This is a genomic window from Mycolicibacterium psychrotolerans (assembly GCF_010729305.1).
Lineage (GTDB): Bacteria > Actinomycetota > Actinomycetes > Mycobacteriales > Mycobacteriaceae > Mycobacterium > Mycobacterium psychrotolerans.
In genome coordinates this window covers 2,326,755-2,345,650 of sequence record NZ_AP022574.1, presented here as the reverse complement: position 1 = coordinate 2,345,650, position 18,896 = coordinate 2,326,755, and the positions used below count along the sequence as shown (strand labels likewise).

Sequence of the window (18,896 nt, the reverse complement as noted above, 5' to 3'; positions counted from 1 at the left end):
CGCGCGCTCGCGGAAGGAGGTGACTCACTAGGGGGCCGCCAGGATGCAGAACTCGTTGCCCTCGGGGTCGGCGAGCACCACCCAGCTCTCGTCACCCTGGCCGATGTCGACCCGACGCGCACCGAGCTCGAGCACGCGGGCGACCTCGGCATCCTGGTCCTCCGGAGTGAAGTCGAAGTGGATCCGGTTCTTCACCACCTTCTCCTCGGGCACGGCGAGGAACAGCCAGTCCGGGCCTGCGGCCGCCGGGGCGCGCAGCGCGACGTCGCCGTCGTCGGTGTCCTCGGCCGGCCAGCCGAGCACCCGCGACCACCAGGACGCCAGGGCATGCGTGTCGTGGGCGTCGATGCAGACGTCGGAGAACCTCAGACCCATTGCAGCAGTTCCTTCTTCAAGACCTTACCCATCGCGTTGCGCGGCAGGGCGTCCACGACGCGGACCTCGCGCGGTCGCTTGTGCACCGAAAGCTGCTGTGCGACATGGTCGATCAGCTCGTCGGGGGCGGCGTCGCCGACCACGAACGCGACGATCCGCTGCCCGAGGTCGGCGTCGGGCGCCCCGATCACCGCGGCTTCGGCCACCCCGGCATGACCGAGGAGCACCGTCTCGATCTCGCCCGCGCCGATCCGGAATCCGCCGCTCTTGATCAGATCGACCGATGCGCGGCCGACGATGCGGTGCATCCCGCCCGCGTCGATCACCGCGACATCGCCGGTGTGGTACCAGCCGTCGGCGTCGAGCACCTCGGCGGTGGCGTCGGGGCGGTTGAGATAGCCGTCGAACAGCGTCGGGCTCTGCAGGTGCAGCGCCCCGATGCTCTCGCCGTCGTGCGGCACGGCGGTGCCGTCCTCGGCGACCAGCCGGGTGGTGACGCCCTTGAGCGGCAGCCCCACCCAGCCGGGCCGGCGTTCACCTGCGGCCAGCGTGCTCAGCGTGATCAGCGCTTCGGTACTCCCGTACCGTTCCACCGGCTGGTGGCCGCTGAGCGCGGCCAGCCCGTCGAACACCGGGACGGGCAGCGGTGCGCTACCCGAGACCAACAGCCGGGCCGGCGCCAGCGCCCGGGCGGCGTCGCCGTCGGCGACGATCCGTGACCAGACGGTGGGAACGCCGAACACCAGCGACCCGCCTTCGGACACGGCCTGCGCGTAGTCCTGCGGTGTGGGCTTACCGGTGTGGACGAAGCGGTTGCCGATGCGCAGCGACCCCAGCAGGCCCAGCACCAGGCCGTGCACGTGGTAGAGCGGCAGCCCGTGGACGAGGGTGTCCTCGGCGGTCCACTGCCAGGCCGCGGCGAGCATGTCGAGGTCGGCGGCGATCGCCCGGCGACTGAGCAGCACGCCCTTGGGCAGGCCGGTGGTGCCGGAGGTGTAGACGATCAGCGCGGTGGCGTTCGGTGGCGGCTCGGCGTAGCGGTGCCAGGACCGGGCGTGCAGCCGCACCGGGATGTGCGGCAGACCGTCGGTGTCGTCGGGCCGTTCGCCCAGCCACGCCTGGGCGCCGGAGTCGGTGAGGATGTGCCTGCGCTCGGCGGCGCCCACATCGGCGGGCACCGGGACGACGGGGACTCCGGCGATCATGCACCCGACGACGGCCAGCACGGTGGCCGGCGTCGGGCGGGCCAGCACGGCGACCGTGGCGGCGCCGCCGACCCGTTCGGCGACCGATGTGGCCGCACCCACCAGATCGCTGCGACTGAGGGTCACGCCGTCGATGCGCACGGCGTCGTCGATGTCCGCGCCCCCGGCGACGGCCGCGGGGTTCAGAGAGGCCAGCAGCACGAGAACTGAGGCTACCCGCCGGTCATACTGATGCGATGGATTCGATCCGGGCGCTCGGTTCCCGCCAGGTGTACCAGAACAACTGGTTGACGATCCGCGAGGACGACATCCGCAGGCCCGACGGCAGCAGCGGGATCTATGCGGTGGTCGACAAGCCGACGTATGCGCTGGTGATTCCGCGGGACGGGGACCGCTTCCATCTGGTGGAGCAGTTCCGCTATCCGCTGGGGTTGCGGCGCTGGGAGTTTCCGCAGGGCACCGCGCCCGACCGGGCCGATCTCGAACCGGCCGCGCTGGCGGCCCGCGAACTCCGCGAGGAGACTGGGCTGACCGCGGCGTCGCTGGTCGAACTCGGCATGCTCGACGTCGCGCCGGGGATGAGCAGCCAGCGCGGCCGGGTGTTCCTGGCCACCGGCATCACCGAAGGGCCGCACGACCGCGAACACGAAGAGCAGGACATGCGCAGCGCGTGGTTCGGCCGCGCCGAGATCGAACAGATGATGCGCGCGGGTGTGATCACCGACGCGCAGTCGATGGCGGCCTGGACGCTGCTGCTACTCGCGGGACACTGACGCGCCCTGACGAGACCAACCCGTGACGCAACCGTGCCCGTGGGTGTCGTGTCGATGGGGCACCGCGGCGGTGCGGGCGGATAGGTTGCAGAGGTCACCGGAGAACCATTGTGAGGGACCATGTCTGCCCGACGGAGTGCACTGGCGGCTGCCACGTTCGTCGCGGCGGCCTGGGTCTGCCCCGGCGCCACCGCCGCGGCGGCGCCACCGGACTGGAGCGGGCGCTACACGGTGATCACCTTCGCGTCGAACAAGCTGGGCACCAGCATCGCCGCGCGCCAGCCGGAGCCGGACTTCCGCGCCCAGTACACCTTCAGCACCTCGTGTGCGGGCACCTGCGTGGCGACCGCGAACGACGGTCCGGCGCCGAGCAATCCGACGATTCCCCAGCCGAGCCGTTACACGTGGGACGGCAAACAGTGGGTGTTCAACTACAACTGGCAGTGGGAGTGTTACCGCGGCGACGACGTGCCGCGCGAGTACGTCCCGGCCCGGTCGCTGGTGTTCTACGCGCCGACGCTGGACGGATCGATGTACGGCAGTTGGCGCACCGAGATCCTCGACGGCATCTGCAAGGGCACCGTGGTGATGCCCGTCGCCGCCTATCCGGCGTGACCGCGCCGCTCGGTCAGCGCACGTAGGAAGAACGTCAGGTTGGCCGGACGCTCGGCGAGCCGGCGCACGAAGTAGCCGTACCACTGGGAGCCGAACGGCACGTAGACCCGCACGTGGTTGCCCTCGTCGGCAAGCCGGCGCTGTTCGCCGTCGCGGATACCGTAGAGCATCTGATATTCGAATTCGTCGGTGCCGCGGTGGTTTTCCCGCGCCATCGGTGCCACCGCGGCGATGATCTCCGGGTCGTGCGAGGCCACCATCGGGTAGCCACGGCCGGCCATCAGGATGCGCAGACATCCGAGGTAGGAGTCGGTGATCTGGTCGGTGTCGCGGTACGCCACCGACGCCGGCTCGTCATAGGCGCCCTTGCACAGCCGGATCCGGGCCCCCGACGCCGCGAACTCCGCGCAGTCGGCCTTGGTCCGCTTCAGATAGGCCTGCAGCACGGTGCCCACCCAGTCGAAGTCGACCCGCAGATCCCGCACGATCGACAGCGTCGAGTCCGTCGTGGTGTGGTCCTCGGCGTCCACGGTCACCCAGACCCCGGCGCGGTGCGCGGCTTCGCAGATCGTGCGCGCGTTCTCCAGCGCGATCTTCTCGCCGTCGTGCGGCAGCGCCTGCCCCAGTGCGGACAGCTTCAGCGACACCTCGAGCGGACGTACCCTCGGCTCCGCCGCCTCCGCCCGACCGGCCAGCGCGCCGAGCAGGCCGAGGTAGGCCTGCACCGTCGCGTCGGCGGCGTCGGCGTCGGTGACGTCCTCACCGAGATAGTCGATCGACACCAACCGGGATGAATCGCGCAGTGCGACAAGCGCTTTCATCACGTCGTCGAGTCCCTCGCCCGGCACGAAGCGGTGCACCACCCGCCGGGTCAGCGGCACGCGTTCCGCGGCGCGGCGCAAGCCGTCCTGCTTGGCGGCGGCCAGGATGACCGGCCGCGCGAACTGTCCGAACACGCCCATGACTCAGCCCTCCATGTGGGGATAGGTGTGGTGGGTGGCGGGCACGAAGGTCTCCTTGATCGAGCGGGCCGACGTCCACCGCGTCAGGTTCAGCGGCGAGCCGGCCTTGTCGTTGGTGCCCGAGGCCCGCGACCCGCCGAAGGGCTGCTGGCCGACGACGGCGCCGGTCGGCTTGTCGTTGACGTAGAAGTTGCCTGCCGCGTGCCGAAGTCGCTGCTGCGCGGTCAGCACCGCGGCGCGGTCGTCGGCGATCACCGCGCCGGTGAGCGCGTAGCGCGCCCCGCCGTCGACGACGTCGAGGATGCGCTCGTAGTCGTCGTCGGGATAGACATGCACAGCCAGCAGCGGCCCGAAGTACTCCGTCGAGAACGCCTCGTCGGTCGGATCGTCGGACAGCAGCACGGTGGGACGGACGAAATAGCCTTCGCTGTCGTCGTATTCGCCGCCGGCGGCCACCGTGACACCCGGGGCGCCCTTGGCCCGCTCGATGGCGGCGACGTTCTTGGCGAACGCCCGGTCGTCGATCAGCGCGCCCCCGAAGTTCGTCAGGTCGGTGACGTCGCCGTAGCGCAGCGCGTCGGTGGCGCCCAGGAAGTCGTCACCCATCTTCTGCCACACCGACCGTGCGACGTAGGCCCGTGACGCGGCCGAGCACTTCTGCCCCTGATAGTCGAACGCGCCGCGAATCAGCGCGGTGCGCAAGACGTCCGGATGCGCCGACGCGTGGGCGACGACGAAGTCCTTGCCGCCGGTCTCGCCGACCAGCCGCGGGTAGGTGTCGTAGCGGTCGATGTGGGTGCCGACCTCGCGCCACAGGTGCTGGAACGTCGCCGTGGACCCGGTGAAGTGGATACCCGCCAGCCGCGGGTCGGCCAGCGCGACGTCGGACACCGCCTTGCCGTCGCCGGCGACGAGGTTGATGACGCCCGGCGGCAGGCCGGCCGCCTCGAGCAGCTGCATGGTCAGGTAGGCCGCAAACGTCTGCGTGGGGGACGGCTTCCACACCACGGTGTTGCCCATCAGGGCGGGCGCGGTGGGCAGGTTGCCGGCGATCGCGGTGAAGTTGAACGGGGTGATCGCGTACACGAAGCCCTCGAGCGGGCGGTGGTCCGTGCGGTTCCACACGCCTTTTCCGCTGACCGGCTGCTCGGCCAGGATCTGCCGGGCGAACGCGACATTGAACCGCCAGAAGTCGACGAGCTCGCACGGCGAGTCGATCTCGGCCTGGTAGGCGGACTTGGACTGGCCGAGCATCGTGGCCGCGGCGATCTTCTCCCGCCACGGCCCGGCGAGCAGGTCGGCCGCGCGCAGGAACACCGCGGCGCGCTCGTCGAACGGGGTGGCCTCCCATGCGGGCTTGGCGGCGAGCGCCGCCTCGACGGCGGCGGTGGCGTCGGCGTGGTCGGCGTTGGTCAGCGTGCCCAGCCGCGCGGCGTGCTTGTGCGGCTGCACCACGTCGATGCGCTCGCCGGCACCCATGCGGTGTCGGCCGCCGATGACGTGCGGCAGGTCGATCGGGTCGGCGGCGAGCCGGGTCAGTGCGTCGAGCAGCCGGGCGCGTTCCGGGGAGCCGGGGGCGAAGTCCCCGACGGGCTCGTTGGCGGGCAGCGGTACGTCGGTGATCGCATCCATGTGCCTAACAATGCCCACTTCGGTCGCGTTATCCGATGGCCGATCGGACAACACCTGGCAGACTTGTTGGTTGGATCACACAAGAGCAGGAGGCGCTGATGGCGACGACATCGACGGGCCTGGGCCTGGGTCAGCTCCTCCTGGCGCTCGACCGCACGATGGTGACGCTCGTCGAGGCGCCGCGGGGGCTGGACATGCCGGTCAGCTCGGTGGCGCTCGTCGACGCCGACGACGTGCGTCTCGGGCTGGCCGTCGGCCCCGGGCCGGCCGACGTGTTCTTCCTCCTCGGGGTCTCCGACGTCGAGGCGGTCGGGTGGCTGGAACGGCTTGCCGGCCGGCCCGCGGCGATCTTCGTCAAGGAGCCCACAACTCCGGCGGTGACCCGGGCGGTGGCGTTGGGCGCCGCGGTCGTCGCCGTCGAACCGCAGGCCCGCTGGGAGCATCTGTACCGCCTCGTCAACCACGCCTTCGAGCACCACGGCGACCGCGCGGACCCACAGCATGATTCGGGTACGGACCTGTTCGGACTGGCCCAGTCCATCGCCGACCGCACCCGCGGCATGGTGTGTATCGAGGACGCCGACAGCCGCATGCTGGCGTATTCGGCTTCCAGCGAGGAGGCCGACGAGCTGCGCCGGCTGACGATCCTGGGCCGCTCGGGGCCGCCCGAACATCTGGAGTGGATCGGCCAGTGGGGCATCTTCGACGCGCTGCGCGCCGGCTCGGAGGTGGTGCGGGTCGCCGAGCGGCCCGAGCTGGGGCTGCGACCGCGGCTGGCGGTCGGCGTGCACCTCCCGTCCGGCGACCGGCGCCGGTCCGGCTTCGCCGGGACGATCTGGCTGCAGCAGGGTTCGGCCGCGCTGGCCGACGACGTCGAGGAGATCCTGCGCGGCGGGGCCGTGCTGGCGGCGCGCATCATGGCACGGCTGGCCGCGGCGCCGTCGCAGCACACCGCCCGGGTGCAGCAGCTGCTCGGCCTGGCCGGCGCCGAAGCCGATGACGTGGCGGCGCTGGCCCGCGATCTCGGCGTCCCCCTGGACGCCCGCGCCGCGGTGGTGGGGTTCCGCGGCCTGCACCGTGCGGTGCCCGCCGACGTGATCGCCCTGAGCGCGACTGCTTTTCGCTCCGACGCGCAGGTGGTCAGCGCCGGGGACCGGGTGTTCGTGGTGCTGCCGAAGGTCACCGGGGCCGCGTCGGTGACGTCCTGGGCGCGCGGCCTGGTCGCTGCGCTGCGCCGGGAACTCGATCTCGAGGTGCGGGCGGTGACGGCGTGCCCGCTGGCTGGGGTGGCCGCCGCGGCGCAGGCGCGCGCCGAGGTGGACCGGGTGTTCGACAGCGCGCAGCGCCACCCCGGCGCGATCGGTCAGGTCACGACGGTCGACGAGGCGCGCACGACGGTGCTGCTCGACGAGATCGTCTCGCAGGTGGCCGCCCAACCGCGGCTCGTCGATCCGCGGGTGCGCGCGTTGCGCGACGAGGAGCCGATGCTCGCGATCACGCTGCAGGCCTACCTCGACGGCTTCGGCGACATCGGGGCGATCGCGGCGCGCCTGCACGTGCACCCCAACACCGTGCGCTACCGCATCCGGCGGGTGGAGAAGCTGCTGGCGACCTCGCTGGAGGACCCCGACGACCGCCTGGTGCTCTCCCTGGCGCTGCGCGCCACCGAACCCTGACCCCCGTCTTCTTTCGCCCAAACCAACGTTTGGGCGCCAAAGTGCGGGTCATCGAGACCTTTTCGTCGATCTCGACGACGGGCGGCGGGGCCACGGCACCTGTGCTCCCGCGATCGGGCGCGCCTCGACATCGACGAAATGGTGCGAACCACTCGCACATTCCCGCCCAAACTTGGTTTGGGCGAAAAGGGGAGAGGGAGACGGGGACGGGGCGCTACGGGGTCAGGCGTGCGGCCGCGGCGGCGATGCGCTCGTCGGTCGCGGTCAACGCGACCCGGACGTGCCGCTGACCGCGGGGACCGTAGAACTCCCCCGGTGCGACGAGGATTCCGCGCTCGCCGAGCCAGGCCAGGGTGTCCCGGCAGGGCTCGCCGCGGGTGGCCCACAGATACAGCCCGGCCTCGGAATGGTCGACGGTGAAGCCGGCCGCGCGCAGCGCCGGCAACAGCTGCTCGCGGCGCCGCGCATAGCGTGCGCGCTGCTCACGCTCGTGCTCGTCGTCGTCCAGGGCGGCCACCATCGCCGCCTGCACCGGGGTGGGCATCATCATGCCGGCGTGCTTGCGCACCGCCAGCAGCTCGGCGACCACCGCCGCGTCCCCGGCGACGAACCCGGCCCGGTAGCCGGCCAGCGACGACGTCTTCGACAGCGAGTGCAGAGCCAGCAGCCCGGTGTGGTCACCGTCGCAGACGTCGGGATGGAGCACTGACAGGGGCGCGGTGTCCCAGCCCAGTCCCAGGTAGCACTCGTCGGAGGCGACGAGCACGCCGCGCTCACGGGCCCAGCCGACCACCTTGCGCAGGTGCTCGACACCGAGGACCTTGCCGGTCGGGTTGCTCGGCGAGTTCAGGTACAGAAGCGCCGGCGCGCTCGGGCCGAGCTGGGTCAGCGAATCGGCGCGGACCACGGCGGCGCCGGCGAGCAGCGCACCCACCTCGTAGGTGGGATAGGCCAGCTCGGGCACGACGACCGTGTCCGCCGCGCCGAGTCCGAGCAGCGTCGGCAGCCAGGCGATCAGCTCCTTGGTGCCGATCGCCGGAAGCACTGCACCGGGCGCGAGGCCGGTGACGCCGTACCGGCGGGCCAGCGCCGCGACCGCGGCCTCGCGCAGCGCGGACGTGCCCGCGGTCGTGGGATAGCCGGGCGCGGCGCTGGCTGCGGCCAGTGCCTCGCGGATCACCGGCGCCACCGGGTCGACCGGAGTTCCGACCGACAGGTCGACGAGGCCGTCGGGATGGGCTCGGGCAGCCGTCGTGACGTCGGCCAGGGTGTCCCAGGGGAACACCGGCAGCGCCGCTGACCTCCGTTGCCGGCGCGCCCACTCAGGCCGTGCCGTCGCGCTCAGTCCTCACCCTGCGGAGGCAGGTCCTTGATCACCTGCGGGTCGTTGTCGGTCTGCCCGACCTTCGACGCGCCGCCGGGCGATCCGAGTTCGCTGAAGAAATCCGCGTTGATCTGGGTGTAGCTGCTCCACTGGTCCGGCACATCGTCTTCGTAGTAGATGGCCTCGACAGGGCACACCGGCTCGCAGGCGCCGCAGTCGACGCACTCGTCCGGGTGGATGTACAGCATGCGTGCGCCCTCGTAGATGCAGTCGACGGGGCACTCCTCGATACATGCCTTGTCTTTGACGTCGACGCAGGGCTCGGCAATCGTGTACGTCACGAACTTCTCCTAAGTCCTCTCGAACTACCTGTCCGGTGGGGCTGTCCCGGCAGGCGCACTGGTGGGCGCGACCGGTTGTGGCAAGTATCCCTGCCGGTTCTTGGACGCGCGTGTCAGTGTGCCCTAACTCGTACGCGCACCCCGGTTAGGGGTTGCGCGTGGTTACAGATACTAAACGTCTCATTTACTGGACGCCTAGTGCCACGCGCCTCTGCGTCACGGCGAGGCGGTGTCCGCCATGCCGGCGACCACGCGGCCCAGGATCGCGGTGCGGAACCGGCGGGGCAGCGGCGCCAGCGCGAGCGTCAGCAACCGGCCCTGCACGCCGGGCACCACGGTCACGCCGCGACCGAGTTTCCTGAGCGCGCCCGCGGCCACCACGTCGGGCGCGGTGGCCGAACGCATCGTCATGCCGGCGCGCGCCCCGAAGCCGGTGTGCACCGGGCCGGGCGCGACGGACACGACGTCGACGCCGCGGTCGGCGAGTTCGCTGTGCAGTCCCTCGGCCAGCGCCTGTACGTACGCCTTGGTGGCCGCGTAGGTGGCCTGTCCGGGCACCCCCTGCCACCCGAGGATCGAGCCGAACACCACGATGCCGCCGCGGCCGCGCGCGACCAACCGTGCGCCCATCACATGAGCGAGTGCGGTGACCGCGCTGACGTTGACGCTGATCATCTCCAACGCGGTGGCCAGCGGAGACTCCAAGAACGAGCCGGCCGCGCCGAAGCCCGCGGCGAGCACGACCAGCCCGACGTCCACGCCGGCGCAGGCGTCGGCCACCTCAGCGGCCGCCGTAGGACGGGACAGGTCGACGGCCACCACCCGAGTCTGGATCTGATGGCTGCGCTCGAGATCCCCGGCGAGGGCATGCAGGGCGGATTCCCGGCGCGCCACCAGAACGAGGTGTACCCCGGCGGCGGCGAGATGGTGCGCTGTGGCCTGGCCGATCCCGTCGCTGGCACCCGTGACCAGGGCCCACGGCCCGTACCGGTCGGCGATCGTCATGCCGGGACCGCCGTGCGTGGGTGGGCGGGCAAGAACACGGCGACGAACACCGCGCCCGCGACACACACTGCGGTCGCCGTCAGGCACCCCGCCTGCAGCCCGGACAGGAACGCGTCGGCCACCCCGGTGCGCAGAGCCGTCGCCACCGGTTCGGGCGCCTGCGCCGCCACACCGAGCCCCTGGGCCAGGCCTTCGCCCACCAGGTCGCGCAGGGCGGTGGGTAGCGCGGCGACGGCCGGGTTGTCGCCGAGGCCGTTGCCGTAGAGGGTCGCGAAGATGCTGCCGATGACGGCGACCCCGAGCGTTCCGCCGACCTGGCGGGTGGCGTCGTTGACGGCCGAGCCCGCGCCCGCCTGCTCGGGCCGCACCACTCCCATGATCGAGTCGGTCGCCGGCGCGGTGGTCAGGCCCAGTCCTCCGCCCAGCAGCACCATCTGCGCCGCCATCTCGAGGTAGGAGACGCCGAGGTCGATCACCGAGATCCAGGCGAACGACGCAGCCATCATCAAAAGCCCTACTGTGACAATTGATTTCGTACCGATTCGGGTGACCGCCAATCGGGTGCCGAGCACCGAGCCGATCGCGATCGACAGGGCGACCGGCAGGATGCGCACGCCGGTACCCAGGGGGCTGAAGCCTTGGAGCAACTGCATGAACTGGGTGATCAGGAAGATGAACCCGAACAGCGCGAAGAACGCGACGGTGACCGCGCCGCTGGCGGCGCTGAATCTGAGGTTGGCGAACAGCGACACGTCGATCAGCGGATTTGGCCTGCTGCGTTCCCACCAGATGAAGATCAGTGCGGCACAGAGCGCAACCGTGAAGCCGCCGAGCGTCGCGGCACTGCCCCATCCGCGGGTGGGTGCCTCGATGATCGTGTACACCAGGGCGCCGAGCAGGATCACCGACACGGCCACCCCGCCGAGGTCCACTCGGGTGCGGTCCGCCGGCGCCGCGGCCCGGATCGCCCACGGAGCGGCGAGTGCTGCCAGCAACGCGATGGGTGCCAACGCCAGGAAAAGGCTTCCCCACCAGAACTTTTCGAGCAGCGCTCCGCCGAGGATCGGGCCGATCGCGACGCCCAGTCCCGTCACCGCCCCCCACGCCCCGATCGCCGCGGCGCGCCGACGCGGGTCGCGGAACGTGTCGGTGATGATCGCCAGCGTGGTCGGATAGATCAGCGCCGACGCCACACCCATCACCACCCGCATCAGGATCAGCTCATCGGTCGTCGTGCACAGCGCCGCACCGACGCTGCCCGCGGCGAACAGCACCAGGCCCGCGATGAGCGTGCGCCGCCGGCCGAACTTGTCGCCGACGGTGCCGCCCGCGAGGACGAGCGCGGCGAACGCCAGGTTGTAGGAGTCGACGATCCACTGCAGCCCGCGGGTCGACGCGCCCAGTTCGGCATTCAGGGTGGGCAGAGCGACGTTGACGATCGTCGTCTCCACGTTGATCGCCAGTGCGGCCACCAGCGTGACGACAAGCGCGGCAAGCGGTTTCGACGTCGATGCCACGCGGTGATTGAGCGGGGACGCGGTGAGCGACATGGCAACTACCTCAGATGTTGACACTGTTAACACCCGCGAGCATGGCAGGTCAAGTTAACGCTGTCAACATAGAGTCAGCGAGAACGCGTCGACCGCACCCCGTCTTCGACGACGGCGAGGAGCCGCTCGGTGATCAACCGCCGCTCCTCGGCGGTTGCATGGTTCAGCGGACCGTCGAGGAAGAGCGTGGCCGCACCGTGCACCGCCGCCCAGGCCGCCTCGTCGAAGCCGGGACGACGGTCCGCGGCCAGCACTCCGACCTCGACGAGGTCGTCGACGCAGCCCGACAGAATCCGGAACGGATGACGCGACGGCTCGACGCTCTCGTCGGCGCGGTCGGGTCCGTCCTTGGCGAAGGCGGTGCGGAAGAGCCCCGGCTCGGCGAGCGCGAAATCGACGTAGGCGCGGCCCGTCGCGCTGAGCCGCGCCAGCGCCCGGCGGTCGCGCGGCCCACGGTTGGGCACCGCCGCCACCGCGTCGCGCATGGCCTCCCCCAGCTGCGTCATCGCGTGGATCTGCACCGCCCCCAGCAGGGCCCGGCGGTCGGCGTAGTGCCGGTAGGCCGCCGAGTTGCTGACACCGGCCAGGCGCTGCACGTCGCGCAGCACCACGGCATCGGGGCCACCGGCGCGCGCCAGCGCGACGCCGTGGTCGAGCAGCGTCTGCCGGAGGTTGCCGTGGTGGTACGACGTGGCCGCCATGTTGACAAGTCTTACATCGATGGGAAGCCGGTCGGGGTCACATCAGTGCGCCGGCGCTTCAGTCGCTCTGGGGTGCACCAGCGGTACACCTATCAACGCGAACTCCCGCGCGCCGACGATGGCGGCTTGACTGAGTTCACCGACCAGGTGACGGCAACGCCACCGTCCATCATCGCGCCCGCTCAGCCGGACGCTCGATCTCGAATCTGGAGCACCGTGAGTATTCCGACAACAATGCGTCACGCTTCATCGGACGCCGCCGGCGCTCGGCTGCCGTATGCCGCGCTGCTGATCATGGCGTTGATGGGGTTCGTGCTCATCGCATCGGAGACCATGCCGGCAGGGTTGCTGCCGCAGATCGCCGCCGGGATGACCGTCTCCGAGGCCACGGCAGGACAGTTGGTCAGCGCTTGGGCCATGGGCACGGTGATCGCCGCGATCCCGCTGACGGCGATGACGCGCGGGCTGCGCCGCAAACCCGTTGCCTTGACGGGTCTGCTCGGCATCCTGGCTGCCAATGTGGTCACCGCGGCCTCCACCGACATCGTGCTGTCGCTCGGCGCGCGGGTGTTCGCGGGTGCGTGCTCCGGTCTGCTGTGGGGCCTGCTCGCCGGCTACGCCCGGCGCATCAGCCCCGCCCAGCACGCCGGACGCGCGTTGGCGGTGGCGTCGATCGGCGTCCCCGCCGGCCTCGCGCTCGGGACACCGTTCGGATCCTGGCTGGGTTCCACCCTGGGATGGCGTTATGCGTTCGTCGCGCTGTCGATCTTGGCCATCGTCACGCTCGCGCTCACGGTGGCCGTCGTGCCCGATGCGCCCGGCCAACGCGCCTCCTCCCGCCTCCCGGTGAACAAAGTCTTCGCGATACCCGGCGTCGCCGCCATCCTGCTGGTGATCGTCGCGTGGATGTTGGCGCACAACACCTTTTACACCTACATCGCGACATACCTGAGGTTCGCCGACGTCGGGCTCTCGACGCAGACCGCTCTGATGATCGTCGGAGCCGGCGCCATAGCCGGGGTATGGATCACGGGCGCCCTGATCGACCGCGCACTCCGCGTGCTGGTGTTCACGAGCATCGCGTCCTTCGTGCTGGCCGGTGTGCTGTTCGGCGTCGGCCACAGCCATCTGACGCCGGTGCTCCTCGCCCTGGCGCTGTGGGGCGTGGCCTTCGGCGGAGCGGCCACCCAGTTGCAGACAGCCACGGCGATCGCGAGCGGCGACAACGCCGATGTGGCGAACTCTCTGGTCGGAGTGGCGTTCAACCTGGCCATCTTCGGCGGCGGGTTCTTCGGTGGCCTGTTGATCACCCATTTTGCCGGCCTCGGACTGCCGGTGGTCATGGTCGCGCTGGCGGCTGCGGCGCTGCTGGTCGCGGTGGGCTCCCGTCGATCGGCGTTCCCGATGGGCACGCGCTGAGCTACGGGCGGGGCGGGAATGAATTCGGACTACGGTCCGTTTAAGTCGGCGTGACCGTCGGACCCGCCGACGCGCTTTCGGAAGGAACCCCCATGACCAGCCCCGTTTCCGTTGCCACCGCCCTGCCCACCGGCACCTGGGCCATCGACCCCGTCCACTCGTCGGTGGGCTTCTCGGTACGCCACCTCGTGGTGAGCAAGGTCCGCGGCGAATTCGACACCTTCAGCGGTGCGATCACCGTCGCCGACGACGGCACCCCGTCCGTGACCGCCGAGATCGCCGTCGACTCCGTCAACACCCGCAACGAGCAGCGCGACGCGCACCTGCGGGCCGCCGACTTCTTCGACGTCGAGAACCACCCCGTCGCGACCTTCGCGTCCACGGCGGTGCGGGCCGACGGCGACCACTACGTCGTCGACGGTGACTTCACCCTCAAGGGCGTCACCAAGCCGATCTCGCTGACGCTGGAGTTCAACGGCGTCAATCCCGGCATGGGCCACGGCGAGGTGGCCGGCTTCGAGGCCTCGGTGGTGCTCAACCGCAAGGACTTCGGGATCGACATCGACATGCCGCTCGAGACAGGCGGCGCCGTCGTCGGCGACAAGGTGACGATCACCCTCGAGATCGAGGCGCTCAAGCAGGCCTGAGACTCGTGCACTCGGGCCGCATCGTCGATGCGGCCCGAGTGATCACCTGACGTCCCCCACAGGGGCTACTCGGCGCCCCACTTCGCTTCGGCGCCCGAATGGCCGATTCCGACGACACCGACGATCGACGAGACGCCGACCAGGACCGCCGCCACGGCAACGACGACGGTGGCCACCGTCCGGGTTCTGTCGGTCCGATGTGCGAGAACGTGCAGCACCGCGATCGCGATGGCGACCGCCAGCAGTGCGACGGAGTAGTAGATCATCGTCTCGCCGAGCTCCTCGTGCTTCTCCAGGATCGGCCGGTGCTCACTTTCCAGGTTGTACAGCCACTCACCGGCCGAGGTGGTCAGCGGCGTCAGCACCAGGTTGACCGCTGCCAGCGCCACCACCAGCCAGACGAACCGCGCTCGCGCTGCGGGCCAGACGGCGCACAGGATGGCCAGTATCGCCGTCAGCGGCGCCAGCACGACGACGCCGTGGACGAGCAGCGCGTGCGCGGGCAGGCCGGCAATAGTTGTCATGGGGTCTCCTTCACCGAACTCACGATGGAATGGCTGATCCCACCGATCTGGTCGATGGCCAATGTCAGCCGGTCGCCGGGCCGCAGCCAGTGGCCAGTCTCCATGCCGCTTCCACCCGGCAAGGTTCCCGTGGCGAACAGCTCACCGGGATAGAGTTTTTCGTTCCGGGAGGCATGCGCGAGCACCTCGCCCAGCGTCCACTGCATGCCGCGGCTGAACACGGTGGCCACGGTGGTTCCGTTGACGGTCACCGACCCCGTCAGGTCGTCGATGTGCGGCAGGATCTCGTCGGCCGTCACCGCCACCACCGACATCGACGATGCGAAGTGTTTGGCCTTCTGCGGCCCGAGTCCTGTTGCCATCTCGCGTCGTTGCACGTCGCGGGCGCTGAAATCGTTCACCACGACGAAGGCGCCGATCGCGTCGAGCGCCTCGGCGGGCCGGGCGTCGAGCAGCGGCGCGCGCAGCACGAAACCCACCTCCAACTCGAAATCCAGTGCGCGCGAATAGGACGGGACCGGCACCGGGGTGCCGCTGGGCACGAAGCTCAGATGATTGGACATGTAGTAGATCGGCTGGCGATAGAACAGCGGCTTGGGTCTGAACAGCGGGAACGGTTTCCGGGTGAGCCGCTCGACCACTCCTGCGGCCAGGGACTGACCCGGATGGAACCGGCTCACCAGACCGCGTGCCGCGTCGATCGCGTGGCGCTCGTAGAGCATGAAGTCACGAAACGATGCGGGCGCAAAGGGCAGCACGTTGCCCGACATCTGGAGGTGGCGCTGCGCGCAGGCGTGCTCCCAGTCGGCATCGAAGACCCGGCCGCCGAGCGCCGCGCTGTCCTGCGTGACGTGCCACGTACCGTCGGCGCCGAGCGACTGCACCTCGAGCCGGCCGTCGGTGAGCACACGCCGCAGCTTCACACTGACTGTGATACCAGCCGCAGCTGTGAATCGGCGCCATGACAGGCGCTCGCGACGATTACGCGGCCAGCGGGGTGTAGTCCGTCGAGCGCTGTCGCGCCGGGCGGCCGATGCCCTCGGCGATCGCGACGAGTTCGGCGACCGTCTTGGCGCTCCCGTTCTCCGAGCCCGCCATCCGCGAGATCGTCTCCTCCATCAGCGTGCCGCCCAGATCGTTGGCGCCACCGGTGAGCATCGCCTGGGTGCGCTCGACGCCGAGTTTGACCCAGCTGGTCTGGATGTTGGAGATCCTGCCGTGCAACATGATCCGCGCCAGCGCGTGCACCGCACGGTTGTCACGGTGCGTCGGCCCGGGCCGCGCGCCGCCTGCCAAGTACAGCGGCGAGGACTGGTGCACGAACGGCAGCGGCACGAACTCGGTGAATCCGCCTGTGCGGTCCTGGATTCCACGCAGCACACGCAGATGCCCGACCCAGTGCCGGGGCTGGTCGACGTGCCCGTACATCATCGTCGAACTCGACCGCAGCCCCACTTCGTGGGCGGTGGTGATCACGTCGATCCACAGCGAGGTCGGCAGCTTGCCCTTGGTCAGCACCCAGCGCACCTCGTCGTCGAGGATCTCCGCGGCCGTGCCAGGGATGGTGTCCAGCCCGGCCTCCCGCAGCGCGGTCAGCCATTCGCGGATGCTCATGCCGCTCTTGGTCGCTCCGTTGGCGATCTCCATCGGGCTGAACGCGTGCACGTGCATCGAGGGCACCCGCTCCTTGACCGCGCGCACCAGGTCGGCGTAGCCCGTCACCGGAAGCTCCGGGTCGATACCGCCCTGCATGCAGACCTCGGTGGCGCCGGCGACGTGCGCTTCCCACGCCCGGGCGGCAACCTCGTCGGTGGACAGCGAGTACGCGTCGGCGTCGCCCTTGCGCTGCGCGAATGCACAGAACCGGCAACCCGTGTAGCAGATGTTGGTGAAGTTGATGTTCCGGTTGACGACGAATGTCACGTCATCGCCGACGGTGTCACGGCGCAGCGAATCAGCAAGAGCGGCAACAGCGTCCAGCGCAGGACCATCAGCGGTGGCCAGTGCCAGGTACTCGTCGTCGGTGCAGCCGGCCGGATCCCGCTCGGCCGAGCGCAGCGCGGCCAGCACATCGGTATCCAGCCGTTCGGGGGCGCGTGCGGCCAGCTCGTTGACCTTCTCCCGGATGGACTCCCAATCCCCGAACGCGCTGCCCAGATCGCTGCGCGTCTCGGTCAGCCTGCCCTGGGCGTCGATCGCCGTGTGCAGGTCGGTGCGGCCAAGCGACTCGGTCGCCTCGTCGGGTTCCTGCCACGGCCGGCCGACCGGATTGACGTCGAGCGCGTAGCCGGTGTCGGGGTCGGCCAGCGCGTTGACGTGTCCCTGCACCCGCGGGTCGATCCACGCGGCACCGGCCTGCACGAACTGCGGCTGCGCGGTGAGCCGTTGGACCAGGTCGTATCCCGCCTCGGCGGTCACCGCGGCCAACTCGTCGAGCGCCGGCCACGGCCGCTCCGGGTTCACGTGGTCGGGGGTCAGCGGCGACACCCCGCCCCAGTCGTCGACGCCCGCGCCGATCAGCGCGAGGCACTCCTGCCGCGACACCAGGTTGGGCGGGGCCTGGATGCGCATCTTCGGCCCCATCACCAGCCGCGTGACGGCCAGGGTGGCCAGGAAGTCGTCGATGCCGGCGTCGGGCACCGAGGCCATCGCGGTGTGGTCCTTGGCGCGGAAGTTCTGCACGATCACTTCCTGCACATGGCCGAATTCCTTGTGCGAGCGGCGGATCGCGTGGATGGTGTCGGCCCGTTCGGCGAGCGTCTCACCGATACCGACGAGCAGCCCGGTGGTGAACGGGATGGACAGCCGGCCGGCGTCGGCCAGCGTGCGCAGCCGCACCTCGGGATCCTTGTCGGGGCTGCCGTGATGCGCCTCGCCGCGGGTCTCGAACAGGCGGCGCGACGTCGTCTCGAGCATCATGCCCATCGACGGTGCGACGGGCTTGAGCCGGGAGAGTTCCGACCAGCTCATCACGCCGGGGTTGAGGTGCGGCAACAGCCCGGTCTCCTCGAGCACCCGGATGGCCATGGCCCGCACGTAGTCCAGCGTCGAGTCGTAACCGCGCTCGTCGAGCCACTGGCGCGCCTCGTCCCAGCGCGCCTCCGGTCGGTCGCCGAGCGTGAACAACGCTTCCTTGCATCCCAATTCGGCACCGCGGCGGGCGACCTCGAGTATCTCGTCGGCCTCCATGAACATGCCCTTGCCAGCGGCCCGCAGCCGGCCGGGCACCGTCACGAACGTGCAGTAGTGGCAGGTGTCGCGGCACAGATGGGTGACCGGGATGAAGACCTTGCGCGAGTAGCTGACCGGCAGCCTGCCGGTGGCGCCGCGCCGGCTGGCTGCCTCCAGGCCGGCGTCGCGCACCCGTGCCGCGCTGGCGCACAGGTCGGCCAGGTCGTCGCCGCGCGCCGTCAGCGCGATCGCGGCCTCATCGACGTTGAGCGCCACGCCGTCCCGAGCGCGGCGCAGCACCCGCCGCAGCGCGGCCGGCGAGGGCGCTGTCGAGACGGGGGGGACGCTGGGGCTGGGCAGGTCGGTGCCGTGCTGGGGGTTCAGAGCCACTTCCTCATAACCCCGGCATGGACGCGGATCATCCGCGCGTCACACATTCGACGGACCCAGGTGCCTGGCATACCGGCCACAGTAGTCAACGAACGTGCGCCCCGGCGCCCGCCCCGGTGCTGGGGGCCGCGGCCCGTCGCCGGCTCAGCAGCCAGCCTGCCGGCAGCGCGCCGACGGCGATGAGCAGCACCGACGCATACTCCATCAGCCCGGAGCCGCCGAACACGATGTCGTCGCCGGGACCGCCGAACGTGCACAGCAGCACGGTCGCGAGCCAGGTCCACAGCGGCAGCGCCGCGAGCCGCTGCGACGACGTCCACTGCAGTGCCACCCACACCAACGCGACATTGAGCACACCACTGAGCACCGCACTGATCGGAACGGGGACGCCGCCGATGCGCAGCGGCAGGAAGAAGACGGCCATCAGCGCCGACAGCACGCCGTCGAGCGCGAGAACGCCAAGGACGAGGGGCCGGAGCCGATCTGACACCGGCGCGGTGGGCGCCGTCAGGTCGGGATGCTGTCGAGCACGGACACCAGGGAACCGACGACCCACTGGAAGTTGTCCAGGCGGTCCTGCCAGTGC

18 protein-coding genes are annotated in these 18,896 nt (G+C 70.4%); 5 read left to right on the top strand and 13 right to left on the bottom strand.

The annotated features are described in order from the left end of the window. Positions 1 to 27: 27 nt before the first annotated feature. Both G6N45_RS11655 and G6N45_RS11650 read right to left on the bottom strand, forming a co-directional pair. Positions 28 to 375, bottom strand: coding sequence for a VOC family protein (locus tag G6N45_RS11655; protein ID WP_163722459.1), 348 nt, complete (start codon positions 373 to 375; stop codon positions 28 to 30). After that, entirely contained in the window at positions 366 to 1,781 is a 1,416-nt protein-coding gene (locus G6N45_RS11650) for an acyl-CoA synthetase (protein ID WP_163722456.1), read from the bottom strand. Before G6N45_RS11650 ends, G6N45_RS11655 begins: the two co-directional genes overlap by 10 nt. Before the next feature lie 35 nt (positions 1,782 to 1,816). On the opposite strand from G6N45_RS11650, the gene G6N45_RS11645 reads away from it, so the two are divergent. Both G6N45_RS11645 and G6N45_RS11640 read left to right on the top strand, forming a co-directional pair. Further along, entirely contained in the window at positions 1,817 to 2,353 is a 537-nt protein-coding gene (locus G6N45_RS11645; protein ID WP_163722454.1) for an NUDIX domain-containing protein, read from the top strand. 120 nt (positions 2,354 to 2,473) lie between these two features. Continuing rightward, a complete protein-coding gene (locus G6N45_RS11640; protein WP_057148305.1) occupies positions 2,474 to 2,968 on the top strand; it encodes an Rv2253 family sensor-like surface protein in 495 nt (164 codons plus the stop codon). On the opposite strand, the gene G6N45_RS11635 is transcribed toward G6N45_RS11640, so the two are convergent. Both G6N45_RS11635 and pruA read right to left on the bottom strand, forming a co-directional pair. Further along, the gene (locus G6N45_RS11635) at positions 2,956 to 3,930 is read right to left on the bottom strand and encodes a proline dehydrogenase family protein (protein WP_163722452.1); all 975 of its coding nucleotides are present in this window, start codon (positions 3,928 to 3,930) and stop codon (positions 2,956 to 2,958) included. The genes G6N45_RS11640 and G6N45_RS11635 overlap by 13 nt on opposite strands. 3 nt (positions 3,931 to 3,933) lie before the next feature. After that, the gene (gene pruA, locus G6N45_RS11630) at positions 3,934 to 5,562 is read right to left on the bottom strand and encodes an L-glutamate gamma-semialdehyde dehydrogenase (protein ID WP_163722450.1); all 1,629 of its coding nucleotides are present in this window, start codon (positions 5,560 to 5,562) and stop codon (positions 3,934 to 3,936) included. 98 nt (positions 5,563 to 5,660) lie between these two features. Here pruA and G6N45_RS11625 point away from each other — a divergent pair, with 98 nt between their 5' ends. Beyond that, a complete protein-coding gene (locus tag G6N45_RS11625; protein WP_163722448.1) occupies positions 5,661 to 7,238 on the top strand; it encodes a PucR family transcriptional regulator in 1,578 nt (525 codons plus the stop codon). A 214-nt stretch (positions 7,239 to 7,452) separates the two neighbouring features. Here the strand turns inward: G6N45_RS11625 and dapC are convergent, their stop codons facing one another. The 5 genes from dapC to G6N45_RS11600 all read right to left on the bottom strand — a co-directional run bounded on the left by dapC (position 7,453) and on the right by G6N45_RS11600 (position 12,159). Then, a complete protein-coding gene (gene dapC, locus G6N45_RS11620) occupies positions 7,453 to 8,523 on the bottom strand; it encodes a succinyldiaminopimelate transaminase (protein ID WP_170312444.1) in 1,071 nt (356 codons plus the stop codon). 56 nt (positions 8,524 to 8,579) lie between these two features. Next, positions 8,580 to 8,903 carry a ferredoxin gene (gene fdxA, locus G6N45_RS11615; protein ID WP_057148298.1) on the bottom strand — a complete coding sequence of 108 codons (324 nt, stop codon included), beginning with the start codon at positions 8,901 to 8,903 and terminating at the stop codon, positions 8,580 to 8,582. Positions 8,904 to 9,119: 216 nt separating this feature from the next. Beyond that, a complete protein-coding gene (locus tag G6N45_RS11610; RefSeq protein ID WP_163722446.1) occupies positions 9,120 to 9,908 on the bottom strand; it encodes an SDR family NAD(P)-dependent oxidoreductase in 789 nt (262 codons plus the stop codon). Continuing rightward, positions 9,905 to 11,458 (bottom strand): MFS transporter, encoded by a 1,554-nt coding sequence (locus tag G6N45_RS11605; RefSeq protein ID WP_163722444.1) that lies wholly within the window; start codon positions 11,456 to 11,458, stop codon positions 9,905 to 9,907. Before G6N45_RS11605 ends, G6N45_RS11610 begins: the two co-directional genes overlap by 4 nt. A gap of 74 nt (positions 11,459 to 11,532) precedes the next feature. Next, positions 11,533 to 12,159, bottom strand: coding sequence for a TetR/AcrR family transcriptional regulator (locus tag G6N45_RS11600; protein WP_163722441.1), 627 nt, complete (start codon positions 12,157 to 12,159; stop codon positions 11,533 to 11,535). Between the two features lie 234 nt (positions 12,160 to 12,393). Between G6N45_RS11600 and G6N45_RS11595 the strand changes: the two genes are divergently transcribed. Further along, a complete protein-coding gene (locus tag G6N45_RS11595; RefSeq protein ID WP_197746873.1) occupies positions 12,394 to 13,578 on the top strand; it encodes an MFS transporter in 1,185 nt (394 codons plus the stop codon). A 92-nt stretch (positions 13,579 to 13,670) separates the two neighbouring features. Continuing rightward, positions 13,671 to 14,225, top strand: a complete 555-nt coding sequence (locus G6N45_RS11590) for a YceI family protein (RefSeq protein ID WP_163722439.1) — start codon at positions 13,671 to 13,673, stop codon at positions 14,223 to 14,225. Positions 14,226 to 14,290: 65 nt separating this feature from the next. Here G6N45_RS11590 and G6N45_RS11585 read toward each other — a convergent pair whose 3' ends face one another. From G6N45_RS11585 to G6N45_RS11570, 4 genes are all read right to left on the bottom strand, one after another. Next, entirely contained in the window at positions 14,291 to 14,749 is a 459-nt protein-coding gene (locus G6N45_RS11585) for a DUF2231 domain-containing protein (RefSeq protein ID WP_163722438.1), read from the bottom strand. Beyond that, the gene (locus G6N45_RS11580) at positions 14,746 to 15,672 is read right to left on the bottom strand and encodes a fumarylacetoacetate hydrolase family protein (protein ID WP_163722436.1); all 927 of its coding nucleotides are present in this window, start codon (positions 15,670 to 15,672) and stop codon (positions 14,746 to 14,748) included. The genes G6N45_RS11585 and G6N45_RS11580 overlap by 4 nt, the downstream gene beginning before the upstream one ends. A gap of 58 nt (positions 15,673 to 15,730) precedes the next feature. Beyond that, positions 15,731 to 18,310 (bottom strand): bifunctional FO biosynthesis protein CofGH, encoded by a 2,580-nt coding sequence (locus G6N45_RS11575; RefSeq protein WP_163722434.1) that lies wholly within the window; start codon positions 18,308 to 18,310, stop codon positions 15,731 to 15,733. An 85-nt stretch (positions 18,311 to 18,395) separates the two neighbouring features. After that, positions 18,396 to 18,866 carry a hypothetical protein gene (locus tag G6N45_RS11570; RefSeq protein ID WP_163722432.1) on the bottom strand — a complete coding sequence of 157 codons (471 nt, stop codon included), beginning with the start codon at positions 18,864 to 18,866 and terminating at the stop codon, positions 18,396 to 18,398. Positions 18,867 to 18,896 lie beyond the last annotated feature (30 nt).

What these genes read in the sequence shown, in the direction of transcription:
- G6N45_RS11635 (WP_163722452.1), bottom strand. Translation starts at nt 3,930, where the DNA reads ATGGGCGTGTTCGGACAGTTCGCGCGGCCGGTCATCCTGGCCGCCGCC.
- G6N45_RS11605 (WP_163722444.1), bottom strand. Translation starts at nt 11,458, where the DNA reads ATGTCGCTCACCGCGTCCCCGCTCAATCACCGCGTGGCATCGACGTCG.
- G6N45_RS11610 (WP_163722446.1), bottom strand. Translation starts at nt 9,908, where the DNA reads ATGACGATCGCCGACCGGTACGGGCCGTGGGCCCTGGTCACGGGTGCC.
- G6N45_RS11585 (WP_163722438.1), bottom strand. Translation starts at nt 14,749, where the DNA reads ATGACAACTATTGCCGGCCTGCCCGCGCACGCGCTGCTCGTCCACGGC.
- G6N45_RS11645 (WP_163722454.1), top strand. Translation starts at nt 1,817, where the DNA reads ATGGATTCGATCCGGGCGCTCGGTTCCCGCCAGGTGTACCAGAACAAC.
- G6N45_RS11600 (WP_163722441.1), bottom strand. Translation starts at nt 12,159, where the DNA reads ATGGCGGCCACGTCGTACCACCACGGCAACCTCCGGCAGACGCTGCTC.
- G6N45_RS11640 (WP_057148305.1), top strand. Translation starts at nt 2,474, where the DNA reads ATGTCTGCCCGACGGAGTGCACTGGCGGCTGCCACGTTCGTCGCGGCG.
- G6N45_RS11590 (WP_163722439.1), top strand. Translation starts at nt 13,671, where the DNA reads ATGACCAGCCCCGTTTCCGTTGCCACCGCCCTGCCCACCGGCACCTGG.
- pruA (WP_163722450.1), bottom strand. Translation starts at nt 5,562, where the DNA reads ATGGATGCGATCACCGACGTACCGCTGCCCGCCAACGAGCCCGTCGGG.
- G6N45_RS11655 (WP_163722459.1), bottom strand. Translation starts at nt 375, where the DNA reads ATGGGTCTGAGGTTCTCCGACGTCTGCATCGACGCCCACGACACGCAT.
- G6N45_RS11625 (WP_163722448.1), top strand. Translation starts at nt 5,661, where the DNA reads ATGGCGACGACATCGACGGGCCTGGGCCTGGGTCAGCTCCTCCTGGCG.
- G6N45_RS11595 (WP_197746873.1), top strand. Translation starts at nt 12,394, where the DNA reads ATGCGTCACGCTTCATCGGACGCCGCCGGCGCTCGGCTGCCGTATGCC.